26 protein-coding genes and 1 tRNA gene are annotated in these 25950 nt (G+C 67.7%); 12 read left to right on the top strand and 15 right to left on the bottom strand.

Translation table 11 applies throughout. From position 1 onward, the window contains the following. Positions 1–4: 4 nt before the first annotated feature. The gene (locus Ga0080574_RS12660) at positions 5–1162 is read right to left on the bottom strand and encodes a M20 aminoacylase family protein (protein WP_076699639.1); all 1158 of its coding nucleotides are present in this window, start codon (positions 1160–1162) and stop codon (positions 5–7) included. Between the two features lie 45 nt (positions 1163–1207). Here Ga0080574_RS12660 and Ga0080574_RS12655 point away from each other — a divergent pair, with 45 nt between their 5' ends. Continuing rightward, complete coding sequence (locus Ga0080574_RS12655; protein WP_076699635.1) at positions 1208–1867, top strand: phosphoribosyltransferase; 660 nt, start codon at positions 1208–1210, stop codon at positions 1865–1867. A gap of 10 nt (positions 1868–1877) precedes the next feature. Here Ga0080574_RS12655 and cobO read toward each other — a convergent pair whose 3' ends face one another. The 3 genes from cobO to Ga0080574_RS12640 form a co-directional block, all read right to left on the bottom strand. Continuing rightward, positions 1878–2489, bottom strand: coding sequence for a cob(I)yrinic acid a,c-diamide adenosyltransferase (cobO, locus tag Ga0080574_RS12650; protein ID WP_076699632.1), 612 nt, complete (start codon positions 2487–2489; stop codon positions 1878–1880). Positions 2490–2649: 160 nt separating this feature from the next. Beyond that, positions 2650–2739 (bottom strand) — tRNA-Ser (locus tag Ga0080574_RS12645). 111 nt (positions 2740–2850) lie between these two features. Beyond that, complete coding sequence (locus Ga0080574_RS12640; protein WP_076699629.1) at positions 2851–4497, bottom strand: electron transfer flavoprotein-ubiquinone oxidoreductase; 1647 nt, start codon at positions 4495–4497, stop codon at positions 2851–2853. Positions 4498–4794: 297 nt separating this feature from the next. Here Ga0080574_RS12640 and greA point away from each other — a divergent pair, with 297 nt between their 5' ends. Then, positions 4795–5265, top strand: a complete 471-nt coding sequence (gene greA / locus Ga0080574_RS12635; RefSeq protein ID WP_076699626.1) for a transcription elongation factor GreA — start codon at positions 4795–4797, stop codon at positions 5263–5265. A 12-nt stretch (positions 5266–5277) separates the two neighbouring features. Continuing rightward, on the top strand, positions 5278–6282 hold the full coding sequence (locus Ga0080574_RS12630) for a hypothetical protein (RefSeq protein WP_076699623.1): 1005 nt from the start codon (positions 5278–5280) through the stop codon (positions 6280–6282). A 263-nt stretch (positions 6283–6545) separates the two neighbouring features. Here the strand turns inward: Ga0080574_RS12630 and mobB are convergent, their stop codons facing one another. Then, positions 6546–7025, bottom strand: a complete 480-nt coding sequence (gene mobB, locus Ga0080574_RS12625; protein WP_076699620.1) for a molybdopterin-guanine dinucleotide biosynthesis protein B — start codon at positions 7023–7025, stop codon at positions 6546–6548. Then, positions 7022–7618 (bottom strand): molybdenum cofactor guanylyltransferase MobA, encoded by a 597-nt coding sequence (mobA, locus tag Ga0080574_RS12620; protein ID WP_076699617.1) that lies wholly within the window; start codon positions 7616–7618, stop codon positions 7022–7024. Before mobA ends, mobB begins: the two co-directional genes overlap by 4 nt. A 100-nt stretch (positions 7619–7718) precedes the next feature. Here mobA and Ga0080574_RS12615 point away from each other — a divergent pair, with 100 nt between their 5' ends. Next, positions 7719–8423 (top strand): AzlC family ABC transporter permease, encoded by a 705-nt coding sequence (locus Ga0080574_RS12615; RefSeq protein WP_076699614.1) that lies wholly within the window; start codon positions 7719–7721, stop codon positions 8421–8423. Continuing rightward, positions 8420–8746, top strand: a complete 327-nt coding sequence (locus Ga0080574_RS12610; RefSeq protein ID WP_076699611.1) for an AzlD domain-containing protein — start codon at positions 8420–8422, stop codon at positions 8744–8746. Before Ga0080574_RS12615 ends, Ga0080574_RS12610 begins: the two co-directional genes overlap by 4 nt. Here Ga0080574_RS12610 and Ga0080574_RS12605 read toward each other — a convergent pair. From Ga0080574_RS12605 to Ga0080574_RS12590, 4 genes are all read right to left on the bottom strand, one after another. Next, on the bottom strand, positions 8731–9360 hold the full coding sequence (locus Ga0080574_RS12605; RefSeq protein ID WP_076699608.1) for a hypothetical protein: 630 nt from the start codon (positions 9358–9360) through the stop codon (positions 8731–8733). The two genes, Ga0080574_RS12610 and Ga0080574_RS12605, sit on opposite strands and share 16 nt — an antisense overlap. A 33-nt stretch (positions 9361–9393) precedes the next feature. Further along, the gene (locus Ga0080574_RS12600) at positions 9394–9528 is read right to left on the bottom strand and encodes an aa3-type cytochrome c oxidase subunit IV (RefSeq protein ID WP_076699605.1); all 135 of its coding nucleotides are present in this window, start codon (positions 9526–9528) and stop codon (positions 9394–9396) included. 117 nt (positions 9529–9645) lie between these two features. Further along, entirely contained in the window at positions 9646–10674 is a 1029-nt protein-coding gene (locus Ga0080574_RS12595) for an MBL fold metallo-hydrolase (RefSeq protein WP_076699602.1), read from the bottom strand. Continuing rightward, complete coding sequence (locus Ga0080574_RS12590; protein WP_076699599.1) at positions 10674–12374, bottom strand: acyl-CoA dehydrogenase; 1701 nt, start codon at positions 12372–12374, stop codon at positions 10674–10676. Before Ga0080574_RS12590 ends, Ga0080574_RS12595 begins: the two co-directional genes overlap by 1 nt. Before the next feature lie 123 nt (positions 12375–12497). Here Ga0080574_RS12590 and Ga0080574_RS12585 point away from each other — a divergent pair, with 123 nt between their 5' ends. Continuing rightward, positions 12498–13454: an L-threonylcarbamoyladenylate synthase gene (locus Ga0080574_RS12585; RefSeq protein ID WP_076699596.1), complete on the top strand. Its 957-nt coding sequence runs from the start codon at positions 12498–12500 to the stop codon at positions 13452–13454. A 360-nt stretch (positions 13455–13814) separates the two neighbouring features. On the opposite strand, the gene Ga0080574_RS12580 is transcribed toward Ga0080574_RS12585, so the two are convergent. Beyond that, positions 13815–14390 (bottom strand): YqgE/AlgH family protein, encoded by a 576-nt coding sequence (locus Ga0080574_RS12580; protein WP_076699593.1) that lies wholly within the window; start codon positions 14388–14390, stop codon positions 13815–13817. A gap of 157 nt (positions 14391–14547) precedes the next feature. On the opposite strand from Ga0080574_RS12580, the gene Ga0080574_RS12575 reads away from it, so the two are divergent. Next, positions 14548–15339, top strand: coding sequence for a protein-disulfide reductase DsbD domain-containing protein (locus tag Ga0080574_RS12575; RefSeq protein WP_076705924.1), 792 nt, complete (start codon positions 14548–14550; stop codon positions 15337–15339). A 93-nt stretch (positions 15340–15432) separates the two neighbouring features. On the opposite strand, the gene Ga0080574_RS12570 is transcribed toward Ga0080574_RS12575, so the two are convergent. The 4 genes from Ga0080574_RS12570 to Ga0080574_RS12555 all read right to left on the bottom strand — a co-directional run bounded on the left by Ga0080574_RS12570 (position 15433) and on the right by Ga0080574_RS12555 (position 21833). After that, complete coding sequence (locus Ga0080574_RS12570; RefSeq protein WP_076699590.1) at positions 15433–18822, bottom strand: efflux RND transporter permease subunit; 3390 nt, start codon at positions 18820–18822, stop codon at positions 15433–15435. Between the two features lie 3 nt (positions 18823–18825). Then, complete coding sequence (locus Ga0080574_RS12565; RefSeq protein WP_076699587.1) at positions 18826–20289, bottom strand: efflux RND transporter periplasmic adaptor subunit; 1464 nt, start codon at positions 20287–20289, stop codon at positions 18826–18828. Positions 20290–20383: 94 nt separating this feature from the next. Further along, complete coding sequence (gene moaB, locus Ga0080574_RS12560; RefSeq protein ID WP_076699584.1) at positions 20384–20926, bottom strand: molybdenum cofactor biosynthesis protein B; 543 nt, start codon at positions 20924–20926, stop codon at positions 20384–20386. Between the two features lie 118 nt (positions 20927–21044). Further along, positions 21045–21833, bottom strand: a complete 789-nt coding sequence (locus Ga0080574_RS12555) for a uracil-DNA glycosylase (RefSeq protein ID WP_076699581.1) — start codon at positions 21831–21833, stop codon at positions 21045–21047. A 179-nt stretch (positions 21834–22012) separates the two neighbouring features. Between Ga0080574_RS12555 and Ga0080574_RS12550 the strand changes: the two genes are divergently transcribed. The 5 genes from Ga0080574_RS12550 (at position 22013) to plsY (ending at position 25883) form a co-directional block, all read left to right on the top strand. Further along, on the top strand, positions 22013–22963 hold the full coding sequence (locus Ga0080574_RS12550) for an aspartate carbamoyltransferase catalytic subunit (RefSeq protein ID WP_076699578.1): 951 nt from the start codon (positions 22013–22015) through the stop codon (positions 22961–22963). Then, a complete protein-coding gene (locus tag Ga0080574_RS12545; protein WP_076699575.1) occupies positions 22960–23505 on the top strand; it encodes an aspartate carbamoyltransferase catalytic subunit in 546 nt (181 codons plus the stop codon). Before Ga0080574_RS12550 ends, Ga0080574_RS12545 begins: the two co-directional genes overlap by 4 nt. Further along, the gene (locus Ga0080574_RS12540; RefSeq protein ID WP_076699572.1) at positions 23502–23897 is read left to right on the top strand and encodes a hypothetical protein; all 396 of its coding nucleotides are present in this window, start codon (positions 23502–23504) and stop codon (positions 23895–23897) included. Before Ga0080574_RS12545 ends, Ga0080574_RS12540 begins: the two co-directional genes overlap by 4 nt. Before the next feature lie 91 nt (positions 23898–23988). Further along, positions 23989–25272, top strand: coding sequence for a dihydroorotase (gene pyrC / locus Ga0080574_RS12535; protein ID WP_076699569.1), 1284 nt, complete (start codon positions 23989–23991; stop codon positions 25270–25272). Then, the gene (gene plsY / locus Ga0080574_RS12530) at positions 25272–25883 is read left to right on the top strand and encodes a glycerol-3-phosphate 1-O-acyltransferase PlsY (RefSeq protein ID WP_076699566.1); all 612 of its coding nucleotides are present in this window, start codon (positions 25272–25274) and stop codon (positions 25881–25883) included. The genes pyrC and plsY overlap by 1 nt, the downstream gene beginning before the upstream one ends. Positions 25884–25950: the final 67 nt, after the last annotated feature.

Raw genomic sequence — 25950 nt, 5'->3', positions numbered from 1 at the left:
GCGCTCAGCCGCGCCGTGCCGCCTCGCGCACCAGCTCCACCCAGAACGCCACGCCGGTGGGCAGCGCTGCGTCGTTGAAATCGTAGCCGGTATTGTGGTGCAGCGCGCCGTCTTGCGCCGGCCCGTTGCCGAGCCAGACATAGGCCCCCGGCGCCGCCTGACCGAAAAAGGCGAAATCGTCGCCCGCCGTGGAGGGCGGAAACGCCGTGCGCACATTGCCCGACACCTGCCGCGCGGCGGCCAGCGCCACATCCGTCGCCGCCGGGTCGTTCACCACCGGCGGGATGCGGCGGATAAAGGTATACTCCGCCTCCAGCCCGTGCGCCTCGGCGATGCCGCGTGCCAGCCGTCCGATCCCCGCCTCGAGCTGGCCGCGCACCTCTTCGGTATAGGCGCGCGCGGTACCGCCGATCTCGACGACATCCGGGATCACGTTCAGCGCGCGCGGATCGCCCGCCTGCACAGAACAGGCGCTGACCACCGCCGGCTGCAACGGATCGACGATGCGCCCGGTCACCGTTTGCAGGCTCGCGAGGAACTGCCCCGCCGCCGGCAGCGGGTCGCGGCCCAGATGCGGTTTGGCACCATGGGTGCCCTCGCCCACCAGCCGCAGCGTCCAGCTATCGGAACTGGCAAGCTGCGGCCCGGCCACCACCGCCATCTCGTCGACCGTCAGCCCCGGCATATTGTGCAGCCCGAAAACCATGTCGCAGGGGTAGCGCTCGAAAAGCCCCGCCTCGACCATGGCCTTCGCTCCGCCGCGCCCCTCTTCGGCGGGCTGGAAGATCAGATGCACTGTCACCCCCTCGGGCGGCGCCTTAGCCAGCACCTCCGCCGCACCGAGAAGCATCGAAGTGTGGCCGTCATGGCCGCAGGCATGCATCTTGCCCGGCACGGTCGAGGCCCAGTCGCGCCCCGAGGTCTCGGGCATCGCCAGCGCGTCCATATCGGCGCGCAGCCCCACCGCCTTGCCGCCGCCGCGCAGCGTACCGACCACGCCGGTGCCGGCAATGCCGGTCTCGGTCTCGTAGCCCAGCGCGCGCAGGCGCTCGGCCACCAGCGCGGCGGTGCGGTGTTCCTCGAACCCCAGCTCGGGATGGGCATGCAGATCGCGGCGCAGCGCGGTCAGGGCGGCAAGGTCGAAATCCGGTGGCATCGTCATGGGTGCGATGCTAGCCTCTGACTACCCCCCTGAAAAGGCGCAAGAATGCAGCCCCACGAATTCTGGCAGGATTTCGAACCCGGCCCACCCCCGCCGCCTCCCTGGCAGCACAGGTTCCCGGCGCAGATGCCCGACGGACGGCTGCTCTGGCTGCCCATCCGTCCGCTGGGAGAAAGCGGCAACGGCATCGCCTCGCTGATCCTCAACCAGGCGAGTTTCACGGTCGAGGCGGCGCTGGCGGATCACCTCGCCGCGCGGCTCAAACCCTATGCGCCGGATGTGGTGATCGGCCTGCCGACGCTGGGGCTGGGCCTTGCCCGGGCGGTGGCGGCGCATCTGGGCCATGCGCGGATGGTGCCGCTCGGCACCTCGCGCAAGTTCTGGTACGACGAGGCGCTGTCGGTGCCGCTCAGCTCGATCACCAGCCCGGGCGCTGCCAAACGGCTCTATATCGACCCGCGCATGCTGCCGCTGCTCGACGGTGCGCGGATTGCGCTCATCGACGATGTGGTCAGCTCCGGCGTCTCGATGCGGGCCGGGCGCGATCTGCTGGAGATGATCGGTCGGGCGCCGGTCGTCACGGGCGTTGCCATGCGCCAGACGCTTCGCTGGCAGCAGGTGCTTCATGGCATACCGGTGGAGGGCGTTTTCGACACGCCACTGCTCACGCGCGCGGGCGAAGGCTGGCAGCCCGCACAGGGCTGAGCACCCTTACTCAGAACTCCACCCCGGCCTGCGCCTTCACCCCGGCGCGGAACGGGTGCTTGACCAGCGTCATCTCGGTCACCAGATCGGCAAGCTCGATCAGTTCGGATTTGGCGTTGCGCCCAGTGAGACAGACATGGGTCATCTCGGGCTTTTCGGCGCGCAGGAAATCCACCACTTCGCCGATCTCCAGATAATCGTTGCGCAGCGCGATATTGATCTCGTCGAGCAGCACGAAGCGGATTTCCGGATCACGGATCAGCGCCTTGGCGCGCTCCCAGCCGGCACAGGCGGCGGCAATGTCGCGCTCGCGGTCCTGGGTCTCCCAGGTGAACCCCTCGCCGGAGACGACAAAGGTGCAGAGATCGGAGAAGCGTTCTTCGAGCAGGCGCCGCTCGCCGGTCTCCCAGGTGCCCTTGATGAACTGCACCACCGCGCAGGGCATGCCATGCGCGATGCAGCGCATGATCATGCCGAAGCCAGAGGAAGATTTGCCCTTGCCCGAACCGGTATGCACGATGACCAGCCCCTTCTCGCCGGTCTTGCTCTCCATCATGCGGTCGCGCGCCGCCTTGATCTTGCGCATCTTCTCGGTGTGACGGGTGTTCGGATCGTCGGTCATGGAGGGCATCTCCTTCTGGCTCGGGCCGGTGGGGTCGGTCCTGTCTAAGCAGGTCTCGCGCAGCGATGCCAGCCCGGACGCGACATTGCCGGCGCAGGCCGTCTGGACGTCGCGGAAGATTTCAGGAGGGGGAGAGGCCGCATTCTCGATACGGGCTTTATGGCGGAGAGGAAGGGATTCGAACCCTCGAGACGGTTACCCGCCTACACACTTTCCAGGCGTGCGCCTTCGACCACTCGGCCACCTCTCCGCCGACCCCTTTAGCGGAACTGCGCAACCGGTTGCAAGGCCGAATCCGCCCACAAAACAAAGCCCCGGACCAGAGGCCGGGGCTTTGCAGCGCGAAACCGGAAAGCCGGCCTCACATATTCGGATAGTTCGGCCCGTCGCCGCCCTGCGGCACCGTCCAGTTGATGTTCTGCGCAGGATCCTTGATGTCGCAGGTCTTGCAATGCACGCAGTTCTGGAAGTTGATCACGAACTCCGGCCCGTTCTCCTTCTCGACGAATTCGTACACCCCCGCCGGGCAGTAGCGCTGCGACGGGCCCGCGAATTTCGCCAGATCCACCGAGACCGGCACCGAAGCGTCCTTGAGCTTGAGATGCGCCGGCTGGCTCTCTTCGTGGTTGGTGAAGGAGAAGGACACATTGGTCAGGCGGTCGAAGCTGATCTTGCCATCGGGCTTGGGATAGTCGATCGGCTTGTGGTTCTCGGCGGGCTCGGTCATCGCGGCGTCGGATTTGCCGTGCTTGACCGTACCGAAAAGCGAAAAGCCCAGCTGGTTGGTCCACATGTCGAAGCCACCGAGGCTGAGCGAGCCCATCAGGCCGTATTTCGACCAGATCGGCTTGACGTTGCGCACCTTCCACAGATCCTTGCCGATGGCACCGTCGCGCACCTCGGTCTCGTAGGCGGTCAGCTCGTCCGAGCCGCGGCCCGCCTGGATCGCCTCATAGGCCGCCTCGGCCGCCGCCTTGCCCGAGAGCATGGCGTTGTGGTTGCCCTTGATGCGCGGCACGTTGACCATGCCCACCGAGCAGCCCAGCAGCGCCACGCCCGGCGCCACCATCTTGGGCATCGACTGATAGCCGCCCTCGGAGATCGCCCGCGCGCCATAGGCCACGCGCTTGCCGCCTTCGAGCAGCTCCGCCACATGCGGGTGATGCTTGAAGCGCTGGAACTCCATATAGGGGAAGAGATGCGGGTTCTTGTAGTTCAGGTGAACCACGAAGCCGACATAAACCTGGTTGTTCTCGATATGGTAGATGAACGCCCCGCCGCCGGCATTCTTGCCCAGCGGCCAGCCCATCGTGTGCTCGACCCGGCCCTCGCGGTGCTTGGCGGGGTCGATCTCCCAGATCTCCTTCATGCCGAGGCCGAATTTCTGCGGGCACTTGCCGGCGGAGAGGTCGTATTTCGCGATCACTTCCTTGGCCAGCGATCCGCGCACGCCCTCCGACAAGAAGACATATTTGCCGTGCAGCTCCATGCCGGGCTCGTAGGCCGGGCCGGGGGTGCCGTCGGCCTCCTTGCCGAACTCGCCCGCGACCACGCCCTTGACCTCGCCATTGTCGCCATAGACCAGCTCGGAGCAGGCCATGCCGGGGAAGATCTCGACGCCCATCGCCTCGGCCTGCTCGGCCATCCAGCGGCAGACATTGCCCATCGAGACGATGTAGTTGCCGTGGTTCGACATGAAGGGCGGCATCGGCCAGTGCGGGATGCCGACCTTGCCGGCCTCGCCCAGCAGGTAGAACTTGTCTTCCTTCACCGGCACGGTGACCGGCGCGCCTTTTTCCTTCCAGTCGGGAATGAGCGCGTTCAGGCCGCAGGGATCGAGCACCGCGCCCGACAGGATATGCGCGCCGACTTCGGAGCCTTTTTCCAGGACGACGACATTCAGGTCGGCATCAAGCTGTTTCAGCCGGATCGCAGCGGAGAGCCCGGCCGGCCCCGCCCCCACGATCACAACATCGTATTCCATCGACTCGCGCTCGATTTCGGCCATGCCGACTCCTCCGCTGGCTTCTCAAGAAATAATCTTGCGGCCCGGGGTAGCGCGGCAGCGCAGCAAAGGTCAATCGAAACACGGCAGGATGCCGCTTGAAAGCGTCTTTCTCGCCAGATTCGGGCCCCGCACCGCCGGCGAGCTCCGCCGCACGGCGGAAATGCGTCGATTTCTCTTACCCATCCGGTCAATGCGCCTAAAGACGCCGGCTTGCCCACTTGACGAAGGGGCGGGAAGACACGTTATGTGCCATACTCAGACTGAAATGCACGAACCGTACGTTCAGGAGCCCTCTCCTTGGAAAAGATCCTAATGACCCGCGCGGGGTTCTCCGCGCTCGAGACCGAATTGAAAACGCTCAAGAGCGAAGAGCGCCCCGCGATCATCCAGGCGATCGCAGAGGCGCGCGAGCTGGGCGATCTTAAGGAAAACGCCGAGTATCATTCCGCCCGCGAAAAGCAGGGTTTCATCGAGGGCCGCATCAAGGAGATCGAGTCGGTGATGGGGCTGGCCGAGGTGATCGACCCTGCCAAGCTGACCGGCGCGGTGAAGTTCGGCGCCACGGTCACCGTGGTCGACGAGGATACCGACGAGGAAAAGACCTGGCAGATCGTCGGCGAGCATGAGGCCAATATCGAGAAGGGCCTGCTCAACATCAAATCGCCCATCGCCCGCGCCCTGATCGGCAAGGAAGAGGGCGACAGCGTTGAAGTCCGCACCCCGGGCGGCGAAAAGAGCTACGAGATTCTGAGCATCGCTTACAAGTAAGGTCCGCGCCAGATGGCCGATAGCAACGACAGCCAGCCCACCCCGCTGGGCATCTACGAGCGGTCCCCGAAAGGCGGCATCTCCGGCATCGAAATCGCCGCGATGGCGCTCAGCATCGGCTGGCTGGTGCTGTCGGGCGCGTTTTTCCTGATGTGGGGCGGCGAGGGCACCGACGGGCTGCGGTTTGTCCTGACGCTCATGGTGGTGTTCATGCCGGTGGCACTGATCTGGGTGGCGGCCACCGCTGCACGGGCCAGCCGGGTGATGCGCGAGGAGAGCGCGCGGCTGCAAACCGCCATCGACGCGATCCGCAACGCCTATCTGGCGCAGGCTCAGGCCGGGCGGAAAGACGCGGGCGCGGGCTCCATTTCCAAGAAGCTCGACGAGATCGCCGCCGCCCAGCGCAAGACTGAGACGGCGCTGGCGATCTTCACCTCGACCCGCACCGCCGCGAGCGCGCAGGCGCCGGTGCCGGCGCCCGCCGCCGAGATGACCGAGGATCAGCCCGTGCTGTCGCTGGGCACGCCTGCCGAGGCATTGCAACCGCCGCTGGCCAATGCCGATTTCATCCGCGCGCTGAACTTCCCCGAGACCGCCGAGGACGAGCAGGGCTTTGCCGCGCTGCGCCGCGCGCTGAAGGACCGCCCGACCGCGCAGTTGATCCAGGCAGCACAGGATGTGCTGACGCTGCTGTCGCAGGACGGCATCTATATGGACGACCTGCGCCCGGACATGGCGCGTCCGGAGATCTGGCGCGCCTTCGCCGACGGCGCACGGGGCCGCGCCATCGCGGCGCTTGGCGGCGTGCGCGACCGCTCCTCGCTGGCACTGACCGCCGGACGGATGAAGCAGGATCCGATCTTCCGCGACGCGGCGCATCACTTCCTGCGGCTCTTCGACAAGGGGGTGGCGCGTTTCGCCCCCGAGGCCAGCGATTCCGAGGTGAGCGAACTGGCAAACACCCGCTCGGCACGGGCCTTCATGCTGCTCGGCCGCGTGGCGGGGACGTTCGATTGATTTGAGGGGCGCGGTGGGTTGGAAACTTACCCTACGGTTGAGCGTTGCTCGGGCGCGGAACAAGCCCGAAGGGCGCCGCGCCATCGCCGGCCCGTCCCCCGGGCTGGCGATTTGGTGACGTCAGTACAACGTGTCGAGGTCTTTCGGACATGGCCGGGATAAATCGAGAGGTTCAGAGCTGAGGTCGCCAACCCACGGGCCGGCGATGGCGCGGCTCACCAATGCGTGGCACGGTAGGGAGGGTTTCCAACCCGCCACGCCCCTCAAACTTCCGCCAGGATGAAATCGGCGATCCCGGCCACATCTTCCAGATCGAGCACCGGACAATCTACCGTCACCGCATAATCGCTCGCCACCGCCCGGATCGTCGGATCCCCTTCGGCGATCAGCGCACCGCCATTTTCCGCGCGATGCACCTCGATCTTCGGGTGATCGTCGCGCTTCCAGCCCTCGATCAACACGATATCGCAGGGCCCCAGCCGCGCCAGCAGCGCCGCCAGCGGCATCTCCTCGTCAAGCTCGGTGAGCTGCGCCACACGGCGCCCGGAGGCAACGATCACCTCGCCCGCTCCCGCCGCGCGGTGGCGGTAGCTGTCCTTGCCCTCATGGTCGATGTCAAAGCCGTGATGGGCGTGTTTCAGCGTGCTGACCCGCAAGCCACGCGCGCGGAACTCGGCGATCAGACGCTCGACCAGGGTGGTCTTGCCGGCATTCTTCCAGCCGGTGACGCCAAAGACCTTCATGCCAGCACCGCCTCGGCCTCCGCCAGATCGGCGGGCGTGTTGATGTTGAAGAACGGATCGAGCCCCGGCGCCGGAAACGCCGCCTCGCGCCCGCCATGGGCGTCGGCAAATGCTGCCACCTTGCGCTCGCCCCGATCCAGCGCGGCGCGCAGCGCGCCGCGAAGCGATACCGGCCAGAGCCCGAAGACCGGATGCCGGCGCCCCTGGCTGGCGGCCAGCGCCAGCGGCGCCTCCATCCCTTCGGCGGCAAGCAGAAGCTGCGGCACCAGATCGCAGGGAAAGAACGGCGTGTCGCAGGCCACGCTCACCACCGTGTCGCCACCCTCAGCCGCCGCCCAGTCGAGCCCCGCGAGAATGCCCGCCAGCGGCCCGGGATGGCCGGACAGCGGATCGGGCAGCAGCGGCAGGCCCGTCGCCGCAAAGCGCGCGGGATCGCCATTGGCGTTGAGCGCCAGCCCCGCCACCTGCGGCTCCAGACGCTCCACCGCATGGGACAGCAGGCTCTGCCCGCCCAGCATGAGCGATGCCTTGTCGCCGCCGCCCATCCGCGTCGCCAGCCCGCCGGCGAGGATCACACCGAAAGGTTGCTTCACGGCAAGAGACTCTTTCGTGCGTACACACACAGTTGTGGCAATTGCATCTCCCCCGGCGCTTCGGTACGGCTTGACCACACCCTGAATTCGGAGATGCACCATGGCGGGCCCCGGCGTGAAGTCAAGCTTTTGGACCGGCGTCCGCGACGGACTGCCCTTCCTGCTTGTCATCCTGCCCTTTGCCACGCTGTTCGGCGTTGTGGCCTCGGATGCCGGGCTGAACGCCGGTGAGGCGCTGGCCTTTTCCCTCGCGGTGATCGCCGGGGCGTCGCAGTTCACCGCGCTTCAGCTCTTGCAGGAAAACGTGCCGCTGGTGGTGGTGCTGGCCTCGGCGCTGGCGGTCAATCTGCGCATGGCGATGTATTCCGCCTCGCTGACGCCGGCCCTGGGCAAGCTGCCGCTCTGGAAACGCGCGGTCTGCGCCTATTTCCTGGTGGATCAGAACTACGCCCTGTCGGTGGTCAAGTTCGAGAAGGAGCGCGACCTCTCGCTGGCCGAGAAATTCGCCTATTTCCTCGGCGCCACCATGCCGCTCTGCCCGTTCTGGTATGCCTTCACGGTGGTCGGCGCGCTGGTGGGCTCGGCGATCCCGACGGAATGGGGGCTGGATTTCGCCATGCCGCTGGCCTTTATCGCGATGATCGGCCCGGCGCTGCGCACCGGCGCGCATCGCACGGCGGCGCTGGTCGCCTCGGTGGCGGCACTGACATTCGCCTTCCTGCCCTTCAATCTCGGCCTGCTGGTCGCGGCGGGCCTGGGCATGGCGGCAGGGGCCGAAGTGGAACGCAGGGTGGGTGCAAAATGATCGACAGAACCGAACTTTGGATCGTGATCGTGGCACTGGGGCTGGGAAGCTTCGGCCTGCGCTTCGTGTTTCTGGGCCTGGTGGGCGACCGACCGCTGCCGGAATGGCTGACCCGGCATCTGCGCTATACCGCCGTGGCGGTGCTGCCGGCGCTGGTCATGCCGCTGGTCGTCTGGCCCAGCGCAACCGAAGGCGAGACCGATCCGGTACGGCTCACCGCCGCCGGCGTGACGCTGGCGGCGGCCTATTTCATCAAGAACGTGATCCTGTCGATGCTGCTCGGCGGGCTGGTGCTCGCCGGCGGCGCCTACTGGTTCGGCTGATCGCCCGGCCCGGCGGCAATCGCCAGCGCCTTGTCGTCGGCATCGTCCTCGCGCAACACGCGCTCGGTCACGCCGGGCATTTCTGCCAGCTGATCGGCAAGTTTCACCGGGAACCAGGTGTTCTTGATCCCTTCGAAACCCGGAAGCTGAGACAGCACGCCCGAGGTCGCGACGGTGCATTGCGCATGCGGCACCGAACCATAGCCCTGCACCAGACGCAGCGCCTGCTCGGCCACTTCCGGCGGCACCTCGATGCGCTGGATGCGCACGCGATAGGTCTCGCGGGCATGGGCACGCTCGTAGAAGCCCTCGATGCGCGGCGTGATGCCGTAGAGCACATCGTCGGCCTCGACCAGATAATCCGCCCGCACCGAGCCGGCGGGGTCGAAGACCACCCGCTGCGACGGTGCGTTGATCATCATGCTGGAATGCGCGCCGGCATCGGTGCGGTTGTTGATCATCGTATAGAGGGTGATCGCCGGCGGGCCAGGGTGGCGATAGGCCGCCGCGGCGATCTCTTCAGGCGTGGCATTGGGAATTCTTGCGCCCGGCGTGGTACATCCCGCAAGCGCGAGCGCTGCCAGACCGGCGAATACCGCGGCTCGAAACAACATATCTGAAATGCTCCCGGTGGGATCGCGCTGGCGTCAGGTGTTGAAGACCGCCAGGAACAGCAGGATGAAGATGATCACGCCGACCGTGCGGATCGTGAACTTGACGAACCCGTTGAAGGTTTTCTCCTGCGCGGTGATGTCCATGGTGCCGTGCTTGTGTTCAGCCATCTGCGACGTCCGTCCCTTTGGAATGCCTTTTCTCGGCATTTTGGTTAGCCGATTTCCAAAGCCCTGTCACCAGCACAAAAGACGCAGGGTCCAGGTATCTTTTCCCCGCCCGCCGGTTCAGATCGCCTGCCAGAGCCAGGCATCGTCCGGCCCCACCGTCCGCACCGCGCGGCCCTCGTGCCACAGGTGCAGGCAATGGGCCATCGCCTCGACCAGCGCCAGCCCGTAGGTGCCGCCGTCGATATTGCGCTTGAAGAGCGGCGCGAAACAGGCGCCGGCCGATTTGGGTTCGGTCAGATAGGCGTGCAGCCGGTCGAGCGCGGAGTGGTGATTCTCGATGAGCTGCGCCATGCGGAAGGGCAGCCCGGTAAAGGGCAGCTTGTGCCCGCCCAGCACCAGATGTTCGGGCCGCGCCAGCGTCATCAGCCGTTCGCAGGCCTCCAGCCAGTCGCCCACCGGGTCAGCCTCTGGCTCGGTGGCATAGACACCGATATTGGAGCTGATGGTGGAGAGGATCTGATCGCCCGACAGCACCAGATTGTCGTCCTGCGACCAGAGCGTCGCGTGTTCGGGCGCGTGGCCGTTGCCGATATGCACGTCCCAGACCCGCCCGCCGATGCGGATCGTGTCGTCCTGCCGGATGCGGGTGAAGCCCAGCGGCAGCGGCCAGACCACATCCGCCGAGTTGAAGGGCCGCTCACCGGCACGCTGGCGCAGGATCTCCGGGTCCATGCCGCAATGGCGCCAATAGGCGAGCTGCGCCTCGGTCGGGCGGTCCTGCGTGTCGAGCTGCAACATCCGCGAGAACAGCCAGGCGGTGCGGGTGGTGATCAGCTCGGCGCCGCGCTCCTGGAACCAGCCCGCGAGCCCGATATGATCGGGGTGGTGATGGGTGACCAGCACCCGGCGCACCGGCTTGCCGCCGAGCGGGCCGCTCAGCAGCGTCTCCCAGATCGCGCGGGTATGGCGCGAGGAAAAGCCGGTATCGACAATGGTCCAGCCGTCGCCATCGTCGAGCGCGTAGACATTCACATGGTCCAGCGCCATCGGCAGCGGCAGGCGCATCCAGAGCACGCCCTCGGCCAGTTCCAGCGCCGTGCCTTCCTCCGGCGGCACCTCGTGCGGGTAACGGATGCCGGAGGTCATCACGCTGCCAGATCGTCGGGGCTGATCGCCATCAGCGCCGCATCCTCGGCGCGCACATGTGCCAGCAGGCCGGTATGCTCGGGCAGCAGCCGGGTGATGTAGAACCGCGCCAGCCGGCCATGCGCGCCGTCGCGGTCGGCCATCGCCGCGCGCAGGTGGTAATGCCCGCCCAACACCCGCGCGAAGGCGCGCAGATAGGGCACCGCGGTGCCGAAGCGCTCCGGCATCGGGCGCGCCACCAGCCATTCGGTGGTTTCGCGCAGCGTCTCGGCGGCCTGCCAGACCGCCTCGGCCAGATCCGGCAGCGCGGCCTTGGCGGCCTCCGCCTCGGCCTCGATCTCGTCGAGCAGACGGCCGGCGACCTCGCCGCCATCCATCAGCTTGCGGCCCACCATGTCCATCGCCTGGATGCCGTTGGTGCCCTCATAGATCGCCGTCACCCGCACGTCGCGGTAATATTGCGCGGCGCCGGATTCCTCGACATAGCCCATGCCGCCATGCACCTGCACCCCCATTGAGGAGACCTCGCAGCCGGTATCGGTGCCGAAGGCCTTGGCGATCGGCGTCAGAAACGCCGCGCGGGCCTGCCACTCCGCCTCGCCGGTGGCGCGGCCCATGTCGATGGCAACCGCGCAGTCGAGCGCAATGGCGCGGGCGGTGAAGATCTCGGCCTTCATCGTCGCCAGCATGCGGCGCACATCCGCGTGGCCGATGATCGTGTCGTAAGGGTTCTTGCCCTGCTTGCGCTCATTGGCAAAGGCCAGCGCGTGCTGATAGGCGCCTTCCGCCGCGCCCACGCCCTCGCCGCCGACACCCAGCCGGGCATTGTTCATCATGGTGAACATCGCCTTCATGCCGCCGCCCGGTTCGCCCACCATCCAGCCGGTGGCACCCTCATAGGACATCACGCAGGTGGGCGAGCCGTGCAGGCCCATCTTGTGCTCGAGACTCACCACCTTGAGGCTGTTGGCCACGCCCGGGTTGCCGTTTTCGTCGGGAATGAATTTCGGCACCATGAAGAGGCTGATCCCCTTGGTGCCGGCGGGCGCGTCGGGCAGGCGCGCAAGCACCAGGTGGCAGATATTCTCGACGAAATCGTTATCGCCCCAGGAGATATAGATCTTCTGCCCGGTGACCGCGTAGGTGCCGTCGCCATTGTCGGTGGCCCTGGAACTCAGCGCGCCCACATCGGAGCCGGCCTGCGGCTCGGTCAGGTTCATCGTGCCGGCCCATTCGCCCGAGATGAGCCTGGGCAGGTAGAGCGCCTTCATTTCCTCGTCGGCGTGATGCTCCAGCGCCTCGATCTGGCCCTGGGTCAGCAGCGGGTTCAGTTGCAGCGCCAGGCAGGCACCGGACATCATCTCGTTCACCGCCGTGGCCACCGTCAGCGGCAGGCCCATGCCGCCGTATTCCGGATCGGCGGTGATCGCCACCCAGCCGCCCTCGGCAATGGCGCGATAGGCCTCGGCATAGCCCGGCGAACAGCGCACCACGCCGTTTTCCAGCACCGCGGGATGCAGATCGCCGTTGCGCTGCACCGGAGCCATGACCTCCTCGCACATCTTTCCGGCTTCGGTCAGCACCGCCTGAACGGTGTCGCTCGTGGCCTCGGCAAACCGCTCGGTGGCCTGAACGGCGGAAAAGCCCACCACATGGTCGAGGAGAAAGCAGGTTTCGGAAACGGGGGCGCGATAAGGCATGAGCTGGGTCCAATCCCGGTTGGCAACAGGCAGGCGCTCGGCTAGCAAGAGCGTCATTCTCGGGTCGCGAGCCTACCGGTCCCCGCGCGCCTGTCCAATCGAAACGCGGCGTCACGAAATATCATGAGCGAAATCGCAACCGAGCGCCTTGCGGCCGACGAGCCGGGCATCACCCGCGCGGCAGAGATCCTGCGACAGGGCGGGCTGGTCGCCTTCCCGACGGAGACCGTCTACGGGCTGGGCGGAGACGCCTGCAACGACCGCGCCGTGGCGCGGATCTACGAGGCCAAGGGCCGGCCCTCCTTCAACCCGCTGATCGTGCATCTGGCCGATCTCGACGCGGTGAAGGCGCTGGTCGAGTGGACCGATCTCGCCGATGCCGCCGCCGCGGCCTTCTGGCCCGGCCCGCTCACCATGGTTTTGCCGCTGCGCGCCGGCGCGCCGGTATCGAAGCTGGTGACGGCGGGGCTCGGGTCGCTGGCGGTACGGATGCCCGCCAATCCGGCGGCGCGCGCGCTGCTGCGCGGCTTTGGCGGGCCGGTTGCGGCGCCCTCGGCCAACCGCTCGGGCCGCATCAGCCCGACCCGCGCCGCGCATGTGCTCGACACGCTCGACGGGCGGATCGAAGCGGTGCTGGACGGCGGTGCCTGCGAGGTCGGGCTGGAATCGACGATCCTCGGCCTTGCGGGCAAGCCGACGCTGCTGCGCCCGGGCCGGATCACCACCGAGGCGCTGTCGGAGGCTCTGGGCCGCCCGGTGCTGGCCCGCCGCGACCGCGAGGCGATCTCGGCGCCGGGGCAGCTCGCCTCGCATTACGCGCCCCGGGCGCGAGTGCGCCTCAACGCGGCGGAATGGCATGCGGGCGAGGCGAGGCTGGGATTCGGCAAGACCGAGGGCGATTGCGATCTCAACCTGTCGCCCACGGGCGATCTGGTCGAGGCGGCGGCCAATCTCTTCGAATACCTGCACCGGCTGGACGCCTCCGGCGCCGAGGCCATCGCCGTCATGCCGATCCCGCATGTCGGGCTGGGCGTGGCGATCAACGACCGGCTGAACCGCGCGGCGGCACCGCGGGAGTAGCGCGGGCGGCGCGTTCATCAGCCCCATTGGACAACACCCTCCAAAAGCTCCCCGCGCCCCTGGCCCGGAACAAGGCGCGTAGCGCCGCCGGGCCCAGCGGCTGCCCGTTCGGGCGGGCTGCCGCTTTGGTGACGCTCGCGCCTAGCTTCGATATCCTTCGGATTTGGCCGGGATAAATCAAGGGATTCAGAGGATAGCGCGACACCCCACGGTCAGTCGCCGGGCCCGGCTTCCGTTGCACATCAGACAAAACCACTAAACAGCGCGACGATGACAACCGCCGAGGCCCCGGAGCAGGTCCGGGGCGGTCGCCCTGTCACCCGTAGGGTGGGCAATCTGCCCACCGCCGCCAAGACCGTCTCAGGCCGTCCCGCCCTCCGCCGAGAGCAGATGCGCGGGGATTCCCAGCGAGTTCAGCGCCGCCTCCCATTTCGAGGCATCGGCGATGTCGAAGACCAGCTCCGGCGAGGCGTCGCAGACCAGCCAGCCGTTCTGCGCCAGCTCCTCCTCGAGCTGCCCCGGCCCCCAGCCGGCATAGCCCAGCATCGCCATCCAGCGCGCCGGGCCGTCGCCGCGCGCGATGGTTTCCAGCACATCCAGCGTGCCGGTCATGTGGAACTCGCCATCGACCTGCAAGGTGGTCAGCCCCGACTGATAATCAGGCGAGTGCAGAACGAAGCCGCGCCCCATCTCCACCGGTCCGCCGAAATGCACCTGCCGCCGTTCGAGCCCCGGCGCCGGGGTGATCGAGAGCTGTTCCAGAAGCCCGGCCATGGTCACGTCGCCCGAGGGCTTGTTGACGATCAGCCCCATGGCGCCCTCGTCGGAATGCGCGCACAGGAAGACCACCGCCTGTTCGAATCGCGAATCGCCCATGCCCGGCATCGCGATCAGCATGTGTCCGGTGAGGTCCGTGGTGCCAGAGGCGATGTCCATGGGGCAACCTTCCGATCGGGGTGTCGACCTCCAACATGGCCCCCAGCGGGACGCGGTGCAAGAGAGGAGGCGCGGCGTCTCCCGGAGGACACGGCGCACGGCGCTCTCGCCGCAATGTGACTTGGCATTTCATGCAGGATTGACCATGTGTTTCCTCATGATCCGAGCCCTGTCCCTGATTTTCGCCGCCCTTCTCGCCTGCGCCGCCCCGGCCCTCGCCGCCGAACCGGTGGAGGCCGAGCTGCGCCCGGGCTGGCGCCTGCCCGATGGCGACCACATGGCGGCGCTGCATCTGACGCTGGCGCCGGGTTGGAAGACCTACTGGCGCGCGCCCGGCGAGGCCGGCATCCCGCCGGTCTTCGACTGGCGCGGCTCGCGCAACACCCGGTCGGTGGAGGTGCTCTGGCCCGCGCCGCATGTGTTCTGGCAATCGGGCATGCGCTCGGTCGGCTACAAGAAAGAGCTGGTGCTGCCGCTGCGCATCACCCCGCAGGGCAATGGCGATATCCGGCTGAAGACCGAGATGCAGCTCGGGCTCTGCAACGAGATCTGCCTGCCGCACACGCTGCGCATCGATGCGACGCTGCCGTCCACGACCGCGCAACCCGACCCGATGATCGCCTCGGCCCTCGCCTCGGCGCCTTTCACCGAATCCGAGGCCTCGGTGAAACAGGTGCGCTGCCGGGTGAGCCCCGCCGGCAACGGGATCGCCCTGCGCGCCGAGATAGACATGCCCGGCGCCGGCGGCACCGAGGAAACCGTGATCGAAAGCGGCCAGCCGGCGCTATGGGTCGCCGAGCCGAAGACCCATCGCGAGGGCGGCACGCTGGTGACAGAGACAAGGCTCATGCATATGGACGGCAAGCCGTTCATGCTCGACCGCTCGCGCCTGCGCATCACCGTGCTGGGCGCCAGCCACGCGGTCGATATCCACGGCTGCGATGGCTAAGCGCATGTCGGGTGGGCAATCTGCCCATCACATGCTCCCTGAGAAGACCCGCGCATCGCCCGTAGGGTGGGTTTTCAAACCTCCGCCCGCGCCTCAGGCCGCGCCCGACCGGCGCTGCATCGCATAGATGACCGAAGCCACCGCCCAGATCGCCAGCACGCCAAGCGCCATTCCGCCGACGAACAGCAGGAAGGCTGCCAGCAGCGGCGGCAGCGCCGCGATCGCCGGCAGCGACAGCACCGCCGGCAGCGCGCCGGTCACCGCCGTGTAGCCCATCGTCACGCCCAGCCAGCCCAGCATCGCCGCCAGCGCCAGCAGCATCAGCGCCCGCACCCGCCCGTGCCGGAACCGCACGCCGCGCCGGAGCGCTGCGACACGGCGAGCGATATCGTGCTGCACCGCGATCAGCGCCGGCACCACGATCAACACCAGCACCATGCCGAACCCAAGCCCGTAGACCAGCGTGATCACCGTCGGCTTGAGGAACTGCGCGTCCGAGGAGCGCTCATAGAGCAGCGGGGCCAGCCCCAGCACCGTGGTCGCCGTGGTCAGGAAGACCGGACGCAGACGGTCGGCAGTGCCGTCGATGATCGCCCGGAAGATGCCCCGGTCGGGCGCGTATTCGTCGATCTGCGTCACCAGCACGATCGAATCGTTGATGATGATCCCGGTCATCCCCAGCAGCCCCACCACGGTGAACATCGACAGCGGCACCTCCCAGAGCGCGTGGCCGTAGATCGTGCCCACCAGGCCGAAGGGGATGATCGACATCACCACCAGCGGCCGCGTCCAGCTCGCAAAGACCCAGGCCAGCACCAGGTAGATCCCCAGCAGCACCAGCGTCAGCCCGCTGCGCGCCTCGCCGAGAAAGCGGTCTTCCTGCTCGGACAGCCCCGACATCCGCCATTCCACCTGCCGCTCGGCGGCGATGGTCGGCAGGATCTCCTGCTCCAGCGCCTGCATGATCTCGGTGGCGCGTTCCGCATCGTCTTCGGAAATGTCGCCGGTGACCGAGATCAGCCGCAGCCCGTTTTCGCGCCGCACCGTGGAAAAGCCGGTCTGCCGCGACACGCTGACGATATCGGCGAGCGGCACATAGGCGCCGTCGGGCGTGCGCATCTGCATCCGCTCCATGAAATCCGCCGTCAGCTCGCTCTCCGGCAGCTCGACCCGGATCTCCGCGCTGCGTGGCCCGTCGGGATAGGTCGCCGCCTCGATCCCGCCCAGCCGGTTGCGCAGCACCCGGCCCAGCGCGTCGATGGTAAAGCCCAGCGCCTTGCCCTGCGGCGTCAGCTCCAGCACCAGCTCTTCCTTGTCATAGGAGAGGTTGTCCTCGACCGCCGAGACCTCGGGGAAGCGCAACACGGCGGTCTTGAGATCCTCCGCCGCGCCCTTCAGCGTCTCGGAGCTGGCGCCGTAGAACTGCACGTCGAGCGCGTCGCCGCCCGGGCCGGACCGCCAGCCGCGAAAGCTGATGGTCTCGACCAGCGGATGACGCTCCACCCGCTCCTGCAACTCGCCGACAAAGGCAAAGCTGGAATAAGGGCGCAGGTCGGCGTCGATCAATTCGATGGAGATCCCGCCGAGCTGGTCCGCATCCTTGCTGTCGGCACCGGCGAGCCCGTAACCGGCATTGCCGCCGACCTCGGCGATGACGTAGTCCACCGGGTTGCGGCCATAGCGCTCTTCATATTCCGCGCCGAGCTGCTCGGTGGTCTGCTGCAAGAGCCGCATCTGCGCCAGCGTGTCCTCGCGCCCGGCGCCGGGCGCCATGGCGAAATTGCCGGTGACCGAAGGCTGTTCGGGCGAGTTGAAAAAGCGCCATTGCACATCGCCATTGATCAGCAGCGAGACCTGGCTGGCCAGCGCCAGCACCGCGCCCGCCAGAACCACGTAGCGCGCGGTGATCACGCCGGCCATGAAGGGCCGGAACAGACGCTCGCGGATCCAGCGGAAGCCACGGTTCACCAGACGCGAGGGCATGTCGTACCAGTGCTGCTTCGACGAGGCCGCAATCGCGTGCGACATGTGGTTGGGCAGGATCAGGAAACACTCGACCAGCGAGGCCATCAGCACCGCGATCACCGTGAAGGGAATGTCGGCGATCATGTCGCCGAAGCGCCCGCCAATGACGGTGAGGCCGAAAAACGCGATCACCGTGGTCAGGGTCGAGGAGAACACCGGCAGCGCCATGCGCTTGGCCGCCGTCTCCGCCGCCTCCACCGGCCCCAGCCCGTGGCGCGACATGTGATCGGCATGTTCGCCCACCACGATGGCGTCGTCGACCACGATGCCCAGCGTGATGATCAGCGCGAAAAGCGAGATCATGTTGATCGTCAGCCCCGAGGCATACATCAGCGCCAGCGCCGCCAGCATGGAGGTCGGGATGCCCGCCGCCACCCAGAGCGCCGTGCGCGCATTGAGAAAGAGGAACAGCAGCACCACGACCAGCAGCAGCCCGGTTGCGCCATTGTCCAGAAGGATGTTGAGCCGCCCGGTGATCGCCTCGGCCCGGGTGCGGATCAGATCAACCCGCGTGCCCTCGGGCAGCGAGGCCTGGAATTCCCGCGCCACATCCTCGACCTGGTGCTGGATCTCGATGGCGTCGCCCTGGGCCGAACGGTCGACCCGGATCGAAATCGCCGGGTCGTCGCCGACGAAATAGCTCCGCTCGCGGTCGATTCCTTCGAGCCGCACAAGCGCGACATCGCCGATGGTGAGCTTGGTGCCGTCCTGCTCGGAACGCAGCACGATGGCGGAGATATCCTCGGCGCTGCGCTTTTCCACCCCGGTACGCACGCGCGCGCTGCCGCCGCTGACATCGCCCGCCGGGTTGGCATCGACCTCGCCGGCGATGGCCTCGGAGATCTCCTGCATGGTCACGTCATGGGCGATGAGATTGCGCGAAGGCACCTCGACGATGACCTGTGGCGCGGCAAGCCCGCGGATCGTGGTGCGGGTGACGCCCTCGGCAAAGAGCCGGACGATGAACTCGTCGGCAAAGCGCCCGAGCTGATCCGGCGCCACGGGCCCGGTGATCACCACATCGGTGACCCGGTCGCGCCAGCCGCCGCTGCGGATCGTCGGATCGTCGGCATCCTCGGGCAAAGTGGTGATCGAATCCACCGCCGACTCGACATCATCGACCGCCTTCATCATGTCGTAGCCCGGCTCGAATTCGAGCTCGATGCGGGCGCTGCCCTCGGTCGAGCGGCTCTCGGAGTTCACCACCCCCTCGACCGCCAGCAGCGTGGGCTCCATCACCTGCACGATGCCGGAATCCACATCCCCCGCGCCCGCGCCGTCCCAGCGCACCGAGACGGTCACGTCGTCGTCGATGACATCGGGAAAGAACTGCGCGCGCATGTTCGGCGCCGCCAGCAGGCCGGAGGCCAGAAGCATGACCAGCAGCAGGTTGGCGACGGTCGGGTGGCGGGTGAAGTAACTCAGGATGCCGCTGGCCTGGCCGGGGATCTGCCGCATAAATCAGCCCCCCATCCGGGCTTCGATACGCTGGATGACCTGCGCCGGCACCCGCTCCTGCGAGAGCTGCGCGAGGATGCGCTCCTTGGCATCGTCGGGCATGCGGCTGTTGCCCTCGACCATCGCCACGAGACGGGCGCGGTGATCCTCGGTCAGCTCGACCAGATCGGGCAGCGCGGCGGGGGCGGCTGCGGCAGCGCCCTGCCGCAGCGGACGCACCTTGATGCCCGCGCCCAGCAGCGGCGTGCGCTCCATCACCACCTCGCGCCCCTCCAGCGCGTCGCCGCGCACCAGAACGTCATCGCCCTGCCGGCGCAGCAGCGTGACCGGAATGCTCTCCAGCCGGTCCTCGGCATCAACCACCAGCACCGCACCGGCGGCGTCGAGCGCCGTGGCGGGCAGGCGCACCACCCGCTCAAGCGGCGCCTCGGTGATCTCGACGGTGACGAAATCGCCCGGCTTGAACCCCGGCGCACGGTCGAGCCTTGCATAAAGCTGGCGACCGGTCTGCCCCTCGCCCACCGACGCCCCCTCGCGCGAGAGCGTACCGGTGGCGGTCAGGTTGGTGCCGTAGAGATCGAGACTGGCCTGCACCGGCGCGGCGCGCAGCCGGCCCTGCTCGTCCAAAAGACGCGCGTATTGCTGGGTGGAGACGCGAAAGGCCACCTCGAGCGCATCCGGATCCACCAGAACCGCAAGCTGTTCGTTCGACGACACCCGGCGCCCGGCCACCACGCTCACATCGCTGAGCTGGGCGGCGAATTCGGCGCGGATCTCGGTCTCGTCGAGCCGGCGCTGCGCCTCGGCCCGCGCAATGCGGGCCCGGGCGAGGCTGGTCTCGGCCTGATCCACCCGCGCCTCCGCCTGCGCCACTGACTGGCGCCGCGTCACAACGGCCTGCCGCGCCGAGGAGGCGGCAAGCTCCGCCTCTTCGACCGCCGCAGCGGTGCCGACATTGCGGTCCGCGAGGTTCTGCTGCCGCTCGAAGGCGCGCTGACGCAGCGCCGCCTGTTCCTCGGCGGCGCCCAGCGCGTCCTCTTCCAGCCCAACGGCGCGGCGCGCCTCGCGCAGCTCTGCCTCGGCATCGAGCAGCGCGCTTTCGGCACGGTCGAATTCCGATTGCATATCCGCCGGGTCGATCCGCGCCAGAAGCTGGCCTTCGCTCACCCTTCCGCCCTCGACGAACTCCGGCGCCAGATCCACCAGCGTGCCCTCGACGGCGCTGCGCAGCTCCAGCGTGCGACTGCTCTGCACCTCGCCGAAAGCGGTCAGCACCGGGGTCACCGTCTCGAAGGCGGCGGGCGTGACATTGACGGCAAACACCCGTTCGCGCGCCTCGGGCATGTTCGGCGTGTCGTTCAGACGCGCCTGCACCGCGTCACGCACCAGCGTGCCGGCATAGACCAGCAGCCCCAAAGTCAGGGAAAGCAAAAAGAGCCCCATAAGGCTCTGACGGAGAAAGCGCATACCTATCTTCCCGAAAGACTGGGTGGCACCCAATTCAGTTTAGCATATGTGTCCGCGAAGCCTGAACTCCACCGGCATGATACGCAGGCCGGCGCTATTTCCGCCGCTTGTGTTCGTCGAGACGCGGAAAAATTTCGACAAAATTGCAGGGACCATGGCGATAATCGAGCTGGAAGCACAGGATTTCGTCCCAGGCATCCTTGCAGGCACCGGTGCTGCCGGGCAGCGCAAACAGATACGTGCCGCCCGCAACCCCGCCGGTGGCACGGCTCTGAACCGCGCTCGTGCCGATTTTCTTCATGGAAATCAGGGTGAAGACCGTGGCAAACGCCTCGATCTCCTTTTCATAGACATCGCGATGCGCCTCCACCGTGACGTCGCGGCCGGTGAGCCCGGTGCCCCCCGTCGACAGAATGACGTCGATCTCTTTGTCGGCGATCCAGTCACGCAATTGTGAGGCGATCAGCGCCCGATCGTCGGTGGTGATGGCGCGGGCGGCAAGGGTGTGGCCGGCATCGGTTAGCCGCTGCACCAGCGTGTCGCCGGAGCGGTCATCGGCGAGCGTGCGGCTGTCGCTCACCGTCAGAACGGCGATGCGGACGGGGATGAATTCCTTGCTGTCGTCGATACGGGACATGGGCCTCTCACGGGGATGGGTCGGTCACGGGCAGGCACGGTTGCTCAACGCGCCGCGCGTTCCGATCCTCTGCGATACCGGCAGCAAAGACCAGAGGCGCGTGGTCGCGGGCGTCGCGTCAGCCGATGGCCTTCAGCTTCGCCGACAGCTCCAGCATATCCGCCCAGGCCTCGCGCTTCATGCGCGGCTGGCGCAGCAGATAGGCCGGGTGGAACATCGGCAGCGCCGGACGACCCTCGGCCTCCGCCCAGTTGCCACGCAGCCGGGTGATGCCGCGCCGGCCCAGCAGCGCGTCGCAGGAGATATTGCCCATGATCACCAGCAGATCCGGATCGACCAGCGCGATATGACGCGACAGGAAGGGTTTCATCATCGCGATCTCGTCGGGCTTGGGATCGCGGTTCTGCGGTGGCCGCCAGGGCAGCACATTGGTGATATAGACGCTGTCCTGCCGCGACAGGCCCACGGCGCCGAGCATCCGGTCGAGCAGCTGCCCGGCGCGCCCGACAAAGGGCTTGCCCTGCCGGTCCTCGTCGCGGCCCGGCGCCTCGCCGACGATCATCACCCGCCCGCGCGCCGCGCCGTCGGAAAACACCAGTTGCCGCGCGCCGCGCTTCAGCTCGCAATGCTCGAAGGCCTCCATCGCGTGGCGCAGCTCGTCGAGCGAGCTGGCAGCCTCTGCCGCCTTGCGCGCGATGACGACCGGGTCCGGGCCGGTCTCCTGCGCCACGGGCGGCGGCGCTGCGCGCGCCGGGGTCGCCGGCAGATCGGCGGCCCGCGCCGCCTGCGCCTCCGCCTCGGCGGCAAAACGGTCCACCGGGCGCTCGCCGATCGCCTCGTCGGCGCCCAGCTCGAGCTGCCAGTCCAGCGCCGCGCGCGCCCAGTGCCAGTCCATTCCCGAATCCATGAGCGCCATCCTACCCCCGCCGCGACGCCGCGGAAATCCCTGCCCGCGCGTTCTTTGTTCGAATCCCCGCGAGCAGAGACAGACCACCGGCGGCAGCCCGCCGCCCGACGGGCATGGCAGCCACTTGTCCCACCCCCGCCCGCTCCCTATAACCGGCGCAGTTTTCCAGGGAGCCTCACATGCGTTTCGATCAGCGCCACCTGCTCGGCATCGAGCCTCTGCGCCCCGATGAGATCACCACGCTGCTCGACCTCGCCGACCAGTACGTGACGCTGTCGCGCAGCCGCGAAAAGCATTCCAGCGTGCTCTCGGGCCTCACCCAGATCAATATGTTCTTCGAAAACTCGACCCGCACCCAGTCGAGCTTCGAGATCGCCGGCAAGCGGCTCGGCGCCGATGTGATGAACATGGCGATGCAGGCCAGCTCGATCAAAAAGGGCGAGACGCTGATCGACACGGCGCTGACGCTGAATGCCATGCATCCGGATCTTCTGGTGGTCCGCCACCCGCATTCCGGCGCCGTCGATCTGCTGGCGCAGAAGGTGCACTGCGCGGTGATCAATGCCGGCGACGGGCGCCACGAGCACCCGACCCAGGCGCTGCTCGACGCGCTCACCATCCGCCGTGCCAAGGGCCGGCTGCACCGGCTCAATATCGCGATCTGCGGCGACATCGCCCATTCCCGCGTGGCCCGCTCCAACATCCTGCTGCTGCACAAGATGGAAAACCGCATCCGCCTCGTCGGCCCCGCCACGCTGATGCCGCCGGGCATGGAGGCCTTCGGCGTCGAGATCTACGACGACATGCGCGAAGGGCTCGAAGACGCCGACGTGGTGATGATGCTGCGGCTCCAGAAGGAGCGCATGGATGGCGGCTTCATCCCCTCCGAGCGGGAATATTACCACCGCTGGGGGCTCGACGCGGAGAAGCTGAGCGTCGCCAAGCCCGACGCCATCGTCATGCATCCCGGCCCGATGAACCGGGGTGTCGAGATCGACGGCACGCTGGCCGACGACATCAACCGCTCGGTGATCCAGGAGCAGGTCGAGATGGGCGTGGCGGTGCGCATGGCGGCGATGGATCTGCTCGCCCGCAACCTGCGCGCCCGCCCGACGGAGCTCTCGGCATGACGGCGATGCAGATCAACGGCTCGGAAAGCGGCGTGGTGCGGCTCTTCCACCTCGATCTGCCGCCCGAGGCCGTGGAGCGCTTCACCACCCAGGCCGGCACCGGCGAATACCCCCTGCAATACGCGCTCGGCGCCAGCCGCCTGCGCCCGGCCTTTGTCGATGTGGTGGCGATCCGCGATCTCGGCAGCATGTCGCTCTCGGCCTATCTCGCCGAGGCCTATCAGCTCTCGGGCGAGGATTTCCGCCAGATGGCGCCGCGCATCGACGCGCTGCGCGGCCATGTGGTGGTCCTGCCGAGCCAGGCCTTCGACCATGTCAGCCAGGAGCTGAGCGTCGCCAGCCCGCTGCGCTGGGTCGCGAGCTTTCACGAAGAGACCGCCCGCCCGCGCGGCCCGGCGCTGCGCAGCAAATCCGCCGCCGGCACGATCAGCGGCGCCCCGGCGCGGGCCACGCCCAGGCGCCGCCTGCTGATGCTGGCGCTGATCGGGCTCGCGGTGCTGGTCCTGCTGGTGCTGGCGGCACTCTCGCGGGCCATGTCATGACGACCACCACGGTCTTCGCCCCCGACCGCGCCATCTATATCCAGAGCCACATCACCCTGGCGCTGCTCGCCATGCCTGGGGCGATGATCGTGCTCTGGCTCACCGGCACGCCACATGTCTGGACGGGCGCCGTGGGCGGGCTCGCCGCCGTGGCGCTGCGCGGCTGGTATCTCATGGATGAAGAGCTCGGCCATGTCTGGGAGCTGACGACAGAGGGGCTCAAGGGCCCAGCGATGCGCTACGTGGCGCTCACCGATCTGGCAAAGCTGCGCAAGATCGGCTCCGCCGTGCAGCTCATCACCACGGGCGGCGACAAGCATCTCATCAAGTTCCAGGCCGACCCGCAGGCCACCATCGCCAGGATCGACGCGGCCCGCCCGGCCCGAGAATGACCCTTCCCCTTTCATCTTTCTTCAAATACTCCAGCCCCGCAGGGACGACCCGCGCCGCCGACCGAGATCTTCGACAGGGACCGCCACGCCCATGACCGCAACGCTCATCACCCATGCCCGCCTGATCGACCCCGACGCCGGCAGCATCTCCGACGGTGCCCTGCTGCTCGACGGCGGGCGCATCGCCGAGCGCTTCGACACGCCCGCGCCCGAGGTCACCGGCGCCGAGGTGATCGACGCCGGCGGCGCCTTTCTTGCGCCAGGCATCGTCGATATCGGCGTCAAGGTCGGCGAGCCGGGCGAGCGGCACAAGGAAAGCTACAAGACCGCCGGGCTCGCCGCGGCGGCGGGCGGGGTCACCACCATGGTCACCCGCCCCGACACCACGCCCGCCATCGACACGCCGGAAGTGCTGGAATTCATCCGCGACCGTGCCGAGGACGACTCGCCGGTGAACGTGCTGCCCATGGCCGCGCTCACCAAGGGGCGCGAGGGCCGCGAGATGACCGAGCTGGGCTTTCTGCTCGACGCCGGCGCCGTGGCCTTCACCGATTGCGACCGCGTGGTGACCGACACCAAGGTGCTGTCGCGCGCCATGACCTATGCCCGCTCGCTCGGCGCGCTGATCATGGCCCATCCGCAGGAGCCGGGCCTGTCGAAGGGCGGCGCCGCGACCTCCGGCAAGTTCGCCTCGCTGCGCGGCCTGCCCTCGGTTTCGCCCATGGCCGAGCGCATGGGGCTCGACCGCGATATCGCGCTGGTCGAGATGACCGGCGTGCGCTACCACGCCGACCAGATCACCACCGCCCGCGCCCTGCCCGCGCTGGAGCGCGCCAAGGCGAACGGCTTCGATGTGACCGCCGGCACCTCGATGCACCATCTCACCCTGAACGAGATGGACCTCGCCGATTACCGCACCTTCTTCAAGGTCAAGCCGCCGCTGCGCTCCGAGGACGACCGGCAGGCGGTGCTGGAGGCGGTGCGCACCGGGCTTATCGACATCATCGGCAGTTTCCACACCCCGCAGGACGAGGAATCCAAGCGCCTGCCCTTCGAGGAGGCCGCCTCGGGCGCGGTGGGGCTGGAGACCATGCTGCCGGTGCTGCTGCGGCTCTACCATTCCGGCGAGCTCGACCTGCCGACGCTGTTCCGCGCGCTGTCGCTGAACCCGGCGAAACGGCTGGGGCTCGACTGCGGACGGCTGGCCAAGGGCGCCCCCGCCGACCTGCTGCTCTTCGACGCCGACAAGCCCTTTATTCTCGACCGCTTCAAGCTTCAGTCGAAATCCAAGAATACCCCCTTCGACGGCGCGCGGCTTCAGGGTAAGGTGATCGCGACCTTTGTCGCCGGAACCGCAGTCTACCGGAGCGCCTGATGCTTCCCGAAATCACCACCCTCCCCGCCGGGCTCGTCCTCTGGGCCGTGATCGGCTACCTGCTGGGCTCGATCCCCTTCGGCATGCTGCTGAGCAAAGTGATGGGGCTCGGCGATCTGCGCAGTATCGGCTCGGGCAATATCGGCGCCACCAATGTGCTGCGCACCGGCAACAAGGCGGCGGCGGCGGGCACGCTGATCCTCGATGGCGGCAAGGGCGCGGTGGCGGTGCTGCTGGCGCGCTGGCTGGCGGGCGAAGATGCCGCACAGCTCGCCGGGCTGATGGCGTTTCTGGGCCATTGCTATCCGGTCTGGCTGCGCTTTCGCGGCGGCAAGGGCGTGGCGACCTTCCTCGGTCTGGTTCTGGCGCTGAGCTGGCCGGTGGGGCTGATGAGCTGCGCCACCTGGCTGGCGGCGGCGGCGCTGTCGCGGATCTCCAGCGTCGGCGCGCTGGTGGCGGCGCTGATGTCCACCGCCTGGATGGTGATGCTGCGCGACTACGACCTGACGGCGCTGACACTGGCGCTCACGCTGCTGATCTTCTGGCGCCACCGCAGCAATATCGCCCGGCTGCGCGACGGTAGCGAAAGCCGCATCGGCCAGAAGGGCTGAACCCGGACTCGCCGTTTTCGGACCTCATACTCTACGCAGGCTCGCCTCGCGCCCTCCGGCGCGGTAC

This window comes from Salipiger abyssi, assembly GCF_001975705.1.
In the GTDB taxonomy this organism is placed as follows: domain Bacteria; phylum Pseudomonadota; class Alphaproteobacteria; order Rhodobacterales; family Rhodobacteraceae; genus Salipiger; species Salipiger abyssi.
Note: the sequence above shows the minus strand (reverse complement) of the source record. Positions and strands in the feature narration are given on the sequence as shown.

What these genes read in the sequence shown, in the direction of transcription:
- Ga0080574_RS12660 (WP_076699639.1), bottom strand. Translation starts at nt 1,162, where the DNA reads ATGACGATGCCACCGGATTTCGACCTTGCCGCCCTGACCGCGCTGCGC.
- Ga0080574_RS12655 (WP_076699635.1), top strand. Translation starts at nt 1,208, where the DNA reads ATGCAGCCCCACGAATTCTGGCAGGATTTCGAACCCGGCCCACCCCCG.
- cobO (WP_076699632.1), bottom strand. Translation starts at nt 2,489, where the DNA reads ATGACCGACGATCCGAACACCCGTCACACCGAGAAGATGCGCAAGATC.
- Ga0080574_RS12640 (WP_076699629.1), bottom strand. Translation starts at nt 4,497, where the DNA reads ATGGCCGAAATCGAGCGCGAGTCGATGGAATACGATGTTGTGATCGTG.
- Ga0080574_RS12630 (WP_076699623.1), top strand. Translation starts at nt 5,278, where the DNA reads ATGGCCGATAGCAACGACAGCCAGCCCACCCCGCTGGGCATCTACGAG.
- mobB (WP_076699620.1), bottom strand. Translation starts at nt 7,025, where the DNA reads ATGAAGGTCTTTGGCGTCACCGGCTGGAAGAATGCCGGCAAGACCACC.
- Ga0080574_RS12615 (WP_076699614.1), top strand. Translation starts at nt 7,719, where the DNA reads ATGGCGGGCCCCGGCGTGAAGTCAAGCTTTTGGACCGGCGTCCGCGAC.
- Ga0080574_RS12610 (WP_076699611.1), top strand. Translation starts at nt 8,420, where the DNA reads ATGATCGACAGAACCGAACTTTGGATCGTGATCGTGGCACTGGGGCTG.
- Ga0080574_RS12605 (WP_076699608.1), bottom strand. Translation starts at nt 9,360, where the DNA reads ATGTTGTTTCGAGCCGCGGTATTCGCCGGTCTGGCAGCGCTCGCGCTT.
- Ga0080574_RS12600 (WP_076699605.1), bottom strand. Translation starts at nt 9,528, where the DNA reads ATGGCTGAACACAAGCACGGCACCATGGACATCACCGCGCAGGAGAAA.
- Ga0080574_RS12595 (WP_076699602.1), bottom strand. Translation starts at nt 10,674, where the DNA reads ATGACCTCCGGCATCCGTTACCCGCACGAGGTGCCGCCGGAGGAAGGC.
- Ga0080574_RS12590 (WP_076699599.1), bottom strand. Translation starts at nt 12,374, where the DNA reads ATGCCTTATCGCGCCCCCGTTTCCGAAACCTGCTTTCTCCTCGACCAT.
- Ga0080574_RS12585 (WP_076699596.1), top strand. Translation starts at nt 12,498, where the DNA reads ATGAGCGAAATCGCAACCGAGCGCCTTGCGGCCGACGAGCCGGGCATC.
- Ga0080574_RS12580 (WP_076699593.1), bottom strand. Translation starts at nt 14,390, where the DNA reads ATGGACATCGCCTCTGGCACCACGGACCTCACCGGACACATGCTGATC.
- Ga0080574_RS12575 (WP_076705924.1), top strand. Translation starts at nt 14,548, where the DNA reads ATGATCCGAGCCCTGTCCCTGATTTTCGCCGCCCTTCTCGCCTGCGCC.
- Ga0080574_RS12570 (WP_076699590.1), bottom strand. Translation starts at nt 18,822, where the DNA reads ATGCGGCAGATCCCCGGCCAGGCCAGCGGCATCCTGAGTTACTTCACC.
- Ga0080574_RS12565 (WP_076699587.1), bottom strand. Translation starts at nt 20,289, where the DNA reads ATGCGCTTTCTCCGTCAGAGCCTTATGGGGCTCTTTTTGCTTTCCCTG.
- moaB (WP_076699584.1), bottom strand. Translation starts at nt 20,926, where the DNA reads ATGTCCCGTATCGACGACAGCAAGGAATTCATCCCCGTCCGCATCGCC.
- Ga0080574_RS12555 (WP_076699581.1), bottom strand. Translation starts at nt 21,833, where the DNA reads ATGGATTCGGGAATGGACTGGCACTGGGCGCGCGCGGCGCTGGACTGG.
- Ga0080574_RS12550 (WP_076699578.1), top strand. Translation starts at nt 22,013, where the DNA reads ATGCGTTTCGATCAGCGCCACCTGCTCGGCATCGAGCCTCTGCGCCCC.
- Ga0080574_RS12545 (WP_076699575.1), top strand. Translation starts at nt 22,960, where the DNA reads ATGACGGCGATGCAGATCAACGGCTCGGAAAGCGGCGTGGTGCGGCTC.
- Ga0080574_RS12540 (WP_076699572.1), top strand. Translation starts at nt 23,502, where the DNA reads ATGACGACCACCACGGTCTTCGCCCCCGACCGCGCCATCTATATCCAG.
- pyrC (WP_076699569.1), top strand. Translation starts at nt 23,989, where the DNA reads ATGACCGCAACGCTCATCACCCATGCCCGCCTGATCGACCCCGACGCC.
- plsY (WP_076699566.1), top strand. Translation starts at nt 25,272, where the DNA reads ATGCTTCCCGAAATCACCACCCTCCCCGCCGGGCTCGTCCTCTGGGCC.